At 66.4% G+C, this 5,192-nt stretch carries 7 protein-coding genes, 3 tRNA genes and 1 pseudogene; 1 reads left to right on the top strand and 10 read right to left on the bottom strand.

Features of this window, described 5'->3' with window-relative positions; translation table 11 throughout:
- From VGD93_RS09820 to VGD93_RS09780, 9 genes and pseudogenes are all read right to left on the bottom strand, one after another.
- Positions 1-207, bottom strand: a pseudogene (locus VGD93_RS09820) (50S ribosomal protein L7/L12); the annotation flags it as partial.
- Between the two features lie 68 nt (positions 208-275).
- Entirely contained in the window at positions 276-794 is a 519-nt protein-coding gene (gene rplJ, locus VGD93_RS09815; protein ID WP_395011559.1) for a 50S ribosomal protein L10, read from the bottom strand.
- A gap of 331 nt (positions 795-1,125) precedes the next feature.
- On the bottom strand, positions 1,126-1,818 hold the full coding sequence (gene rplA, locus VGD93_RS09810) for a 50S ribosomal protein L1 (protein ID WP_395011557.1): 693 nt from the start codon (positions 1,816-1,818) through the stop codon (positions 1,126-1,128).
- A 4-nt stretch (positions 1,819-1,822) separates the two neighbouring features.
- Positions 1,823-2,251, bottom strand: a complete 429-nt coding sequence (rplK, locus tag VGD93_RS09805) for a 50S ribosomal protein L11 (protein ID WP_395011555.1) — start codon at positions 2,249-2,251, stop codon at positions 1,823-1,825.
- A gap of 133 nt (positions 2,252-2,384) precedes the next feature.
- Positions 2,385-2,915, bottom strand: coding sequence for a transcription termination/antitermination protein NusG (nusG, locus tag VGD93_RS09800; RefSeq protein WP_395011553.1), 531 nt, complete (start codon positions 2,913-2,915; stop codon positions 2,385-2,387).
- 34 nt (positions 2,916-2,949) lie between these two features.
- Entirely contained in the window at positions 2,950-3,144 is a 195-nt protein-coding gene (gene secE / locus VGD93_RS09795; RefSeq protein ID WP_395011551.1) for a preprotein translocase subunit SecE, read from the bottom strand.
- 220 nt (positions 3,145-3,364) lie between these two features.
- Positions 3,365-3,440, bottom strand: a tRNA-Trp gene (locus tag VGD93_RS09790).
- 165 nt (positions 3,441-3,605) lie between these two features.
- A tRNA-Gly gene (locus VGD93_RS09785) sits at positions 3,606-3,679 on the bottom strand.
- 82 nt (positions 3,680-3,761) lie between these two features.
- Positions 3,762-3,846 (bottom strand) — tRNA-Tyr (locus tag VGD93_RS09780).
- A 185-nt stretch (positions 3,847-4,031) separates the two neighbouring features.
- Here VGD93_RS09780 and rlmB point away from each other — a divergent pair.
- On the top strand, positions 4,032-4,787 hold the full coding sequence (rlmB, locus tag VGD93_RS09775) for a 23S rRNA (guanosine(2251)-2'-O)-methyltransferase RlmB (protein WP_395011550.1): 756 nt from the start codon (positions 4,032-4,034) through the stop codon (positions 4,785-4,787).
- 35 nt (positions 4,788-4,822) lie between these two features.
- Here the strand turns inward: rlmB and VGD93_RS09770 are convergent.
- Positions 4,823-5,192 (bottom strand): hypothetical protein (locus VGD93_RS09770; RefSeq protein ID WP_395011548.1); only part of this gene is annotated, 370 nt, incomplete at its 5' end.

The following is a 5,192-nucleotide window of genomic DNA, read 5'->3' as shown; positions in this document are numbered from 1 at the left end:
GTTTTCGCCGAACGAGGCGAGGATCACGTCGAATTCGGTCTTCTCTTCGGCAGCGGCGGCCGGGGCAGCCGCGGCGCCGACGGCGGCGACGGCAACCGGGGCGGCAGCCGAAACGCCCCACTTCTCCTCGAGCATCTTCGACAGCTCGGAGGCCTCGAGAACCGTGAGGGCGGACAGGTCGTCTACGAGTTTGGCGAGATCAGCCATTTTTTTTCACTCTCAGTTTGTTTCGTTTCAGTTCGAACCGTGGAGGTCCAAAGGACCTTGGGGTCCGCCTATGCGGCGTTGCTCTTGTCGGCATATGCGGCCAGCACCCGGGCGATCTGACCGCCCGGCGCCTGCACGACCGAGGCGATCCGCGTCGCGGGCTGCTTGAGCAGGCCGGCGAGCATGGCGCGCAGTTGGTCGAGCGACGGCATCGTCGCCAGTGCCTTGACGTTGTCGGCGTCGAGCTCGGTCTTCCCCATGGCGCCGCCAAGAACCACGAATTTCTGGTTCTTGTCGGCGAACGCGGCCGCGACCTTGGGCGCGGTCATGGGATCCGATGCGTAGGCTACCAGCGTCGGCCCGGTAAACAGGGCCGAGATGTCCGCATTGTCGGTTTCCTTGAGAGCAAGCTTGGCCAGGCGGTTCTTGGCGACCTTGATCTGACCGCCGGCCTGCTTCATCTGCACGCGCAGAGTCTCCAGGTCGGCGACGGTCAGACCGGCATTCTGAGCGACCACGATCGACCCAGCGCCCGCAAAGGCTGCCTGGAGCGACGAGACCAACTCACGCTTTTCCGCTCTTTCCACTCTAGTCTCCACATTGGCCCGGTCTGCCAATGGCTCGCCGGGCTTGCCAATTGCTGCCCCCCGTTGCCGGAAGCCAGCGGGTTAACGCCTGTCAACCGAGCTTCCGCAAGGATGGGACATCCCGAGCGGCAACTGGCCTGGTTCAAACCGAAAACGCCTCGCCTCGCGGCAAATCCTTTTCGGTCGTCACCCCGTCTATTGCAGGCCCCTTGCGGGTTTAGGCGCCCTTGGCGCACCGGCAGTCTCGGACAGGACTTGGCCGATCGTCCCGGCGAACCGGAGCGGACGGCATCCGGGCGGCCGCAGCCGCCCGGAATTCCACGGCTGCGATCTAGTGGATCGTAGCCGGATCGACATGCACGCCCGGCCCCATGGTCGAGGACAGGGCGACGCGCTTGATATAGGTTCCCTTGGCACCGGCGGGCTTGGCCCGGGTCACCGCGTCGGCGAACGCCTTGATGTTCTCGAGCAGGGCCTGCTCCGAGAACGAGGCCTTGCCGACGCCGGCGTGCAGGATGCCCGCCTTCTCGACGCGGAACTCGACGGCGCCGCCCTTGGCGGCCTTGACCGCACCGGCGACGTCAGGGGTCACGGTGCCGACCTTGGGGTTCGGCATCAGGTTGCGCGGGCCGAGGATCTTGCCGAGGCGGCCGACCAGCGGCATCATGTCGGGCGTCGCGATGCAGCGATCGAAGTTGATGTTGCCCTTGAGGATCTCTTCCATGAGGTCCTCGGCGCCAACGATATCGGCGCCTGCCTTCCTGGCCTCATCCGCTTTCGCGTCCTTGGCGAACACGGCCACGCGCACGGTCTTGCCCGTGCCGTTCGGCAGGCTCACCACGCCGCGGACCATCTGGTCGGCGTGGCGCGGATCGACGCCCAGGTTCAGCGCCACCTCGACGGTCTCGTCGAACTTGGCGGTCGCCCGCGCCTTCACCAGCTTCAGCGCCTCGCCCAGCTCATAAAGCTTCTTGCGGTCGATGCCCTCGCGGATGGCGGCAGTTCTCTTGGCTAGCTTGGCCATCTTGTCAGCCCTCCACCTGCAGGCCCAGCGAGCGGGCCGAACCTTCGATCATCTTCACGGCCGCGTCGACGTCGTAGGCGTTGAGGTCCTTGAGCTTCTTTTCGGCGATCTCGCGGATCTGCTGCTGCGTGATGGTGCCGGCGCTGTCCTTGCCGGGAAGCTTGGAGCCCGACTTGATGTTCACAGCCTTCTTGAGGAAGTACGTCACCGGCGGGAGCTTGGTCTCGAAGCTGAAGCTCTTGTCGGCGAAAATCGTGATCACGACGGGAGTCGGAGCGCCCTTCTCCTGGTCCTGCGTAGCGGCATTGAACGCCTTGCAGAACTCCATGATGTTGAGGCCGCGCTGGCCGAGCGCCGGTCCGATCGGCGGCGACGGGGTCGCCGAGCCGGCCGGGACCTGCAGTTTCAGGTACCCAGTAATCTTCTTTGCCATTGGTCGTCCTTACCTTTCCTGCCCAACGTCACTTGGGCGCAGTTGACGCCGTGGTCCGAGGTGTTGCCGGCGGCTGGCTTGCGCCGCCCTCTCCCACGGTTTTCGCGCCGCCTCGGGGCGGCGCCGCGAACGGTCAGACCTTCTCGACCTGCCCGTATTCCAGCTCGACCGGCGTCGGCCGGCCGAAAATCGAAACTTCCACCTTGAGCCGGGCGCGCTCCTCGTCGACTTCCTCGACGACGCCATTGAAGCTCGCGAACGGCCCGTCGGCGACGCGCACCTGCTCGCCGATCTCGAACGAGACCGACGGCTTCGGATGCTCGACGCCTTCCTGCACCTGCTGCAGGATGGCCATGGCCTCCTTCTCGGAGATCGGCATGGGCTTGTCGCCCGAACCGAGGAAACCCGTGACCTTCGGCGTGTTCTTGATGAGATGGTAGGCCTGGTCGGTCAGTTCCATCTTCACCAGCACGTAGCCCGGGAAGAACTTGCGCTCGGTGTCGACCTTGCGGCCCCGGCGCATCTCGACGACCTTTTCGGTCGGCACGATGACATCGTCGAACAGATGCTCGAGCTTGGTCTGCGCCACCTTCTCCTTGATGGCTTCCGCCACCTTGCGCTCGAAATTCGAGTATGCCTGAACGATGTACCAGCGTTTGGCCATGCCGAATGGTCGCTCCTGAGGATGCGGTCCGCCGTCAGCGGATCGACAGCATCTGCGTTACGAGGAAGGAGATGAGCTGGTCCGCGACCAGGAAGAACGTGCTGGCCAGAGCCACCATCACCAGCACCATCACCGTCGAGATCACCGTCTCGTTGCGCGAGGGCCAAGTGACCTTGCTGGTCTCCTGACGCACCTCTTGGAAAAATTTCAGGGGGTTCGTCCTGGCCATCGGCATCAACTTTCAACCGGGCTCTTTTGCCCATAACCAAAAACCGCGCGAGTCGCCTCGGCGGCTGAGATGTGGCTATCTAATGACTCGCGCCACAGTATGCAAGCCCCTCGCACATCCGGGAAGTCACGTTGCCGCGATGGCGGCGGGGCGGCCGTCGCGCACGATCCGGCAACGCCGGGCTCAGCGAATCAGGAGCGTCCCCGGGGAGACATCCGCCTGGCAGGGGCAGCAGGACTTGAACCCGCGACCCTCGGTTTTGGAGACCGATGCTCTACCAACTGAGCTATACCCCTAAGCAGGCGTGGCACGATCTAATCGCAAAGCGGGTGCCGTGCAAGACCCTTGGACGGCCGATCTGCCCGAAAGAGCCCCGCTCCGGCCGCGCCGACGACACCGGGGTGCGGCCGTCCGGTCTGCCCTGCCCTGGCGCATGCGAGACACTTCCGGGCGGCAGGCGTTGGAGCGGGTGAAGGGAATCGAACCCTCGTATTCAGCTTGGAAGGCTGCTGCTCTACCATTGAGCTACACCCGCGCCGGCTCCCTGATAGCGAAGCAGCGTCCGGCTATCAAGGCCGCATGGCGCCAGGCAACCTGGACGCCCGTGGGAGAAAGGGTGGTGGGAGAGGTAGGACTCGAACCTACGAAGGCTTAGCCAGCGGATTTACAGTCCGCCCCCTTTGCCGCTCGGGACACTCTCCCGGCCCGCGAGGACCGCTGGCCCGTGCCAGACGCATGGACAAGGATCCGAAGCGCGTGCGGTTTATCGTGATCCCGGCCGCCCCTGTCAACACCTATTCGTGCCGGCCGCGCCAGTGTCCAGCCGCAAGCCGCGGCCCGGCCGCGCCGACCCTTGCCGCCCCGACGCAAACCGACTACCCAGAGCCATGAGCCGCAACAAGTTTCCGCCAAAGCCGCGCCACGATCCCGATAGCGGTCCGGTCTATCTCTACGGCCTGCACACGGTGCGGGCGGCGCTCGACAATCCACGGCGGGCCAAGCTCGGCCTGCTGGCGACGCCCAACGCCCTGGCGCGCCTGCGGGAGACCGGCAGCATCGGCAACGTCCGCGTTACGGAAACGACGCCCCGGGAGCTCGATCGGCTGCTCGGCGCCGACGCCGTGCACCAGGGCGTGGCGCTGGAGGTGGAGCCGGTCAGCCGCTTCGGGCTGGACGACGTCTCGCCGCTGGCTCTCGTCGTCATCCTCGACCAGGTCACCGACCCGCACAATGTGGGGGCGATCCTGCGCACGGCCTGCGCCTTCGGCGCCGACGCGGTGGTCACGACGGCACGCTACGCGCCGCGCGAAACCGGCGTGATGGCCAAGTCCGCCTCGGGCGCGCTCGACCTCGTGCCGCTGATCGAGGTACGCAATCTGGGCGATGCCATCGAGACGCTGAAGCGCCGCGGGCTGAAGGTCGTCGGCTTCGATTCGGAGGCGCCGGAGCAGCTCAGGCCCCGCACCGACGCGGTGCCGCTGGCACTCGTGCTGGGGGCGGAAGGCAAGGGACTGCGCCAGCGGACCCGGGAGCTTTGCGACGAAATGGTGCGGCTCGACATGCCGGGACCGATCAAGTCCCTCAACGTGTCGAATGCGGCGGCGATCGCCCTGTTCGCGGTGACCGCCGGGCGCCGGGCATAGGACCCGCCGCCCAAGAGGAGCGGCGGGCCAAGGACTTACTGCGCGGTGCAGCGGACCAGGGCGGGGCCGGCGCCGACCTGCAACTGGTCGGCGGCAGGCATCGCCAGCGCGATCGTCTTGTCGCCGGCGGTCAGCGTGGCCTTGCCGTCGGTCAGCGGCACGGCATTGACGATCGTCATGTCGCTGTCCTGGCGGAAGCTGATCTTGGTGATGACCACATAGCCGGTGGCGCCGGCCTGGTCCACCTTGGCGCAGGCAGCGGCGTCGGTCGCCCAGACGCCGAGGTAGGCGATGGCCGAGACGTCGGCCTTGGCCGCCATCACGGTGTCGGGCTTCAGGCCGTCGGCCGGCAGGGTTCCCCGAGTCGCGACGGCCGCCGCGGGCGCCTCCATGGCGCTGGGGGCG

It is taken from the genome of Devosia sp., from assembly GCF_036406155.1.
Lineage (GTDB): Bacteria > Pseudomonadota > Alphaproteobacteria > Rhizobiales > Devosiaceae > Devosia_A.
The sequence above is the reverse complement of the archived record's forward strand: the minus strand, read 5'-3'. Positions and strand labels throughout refer to the sequence as shown.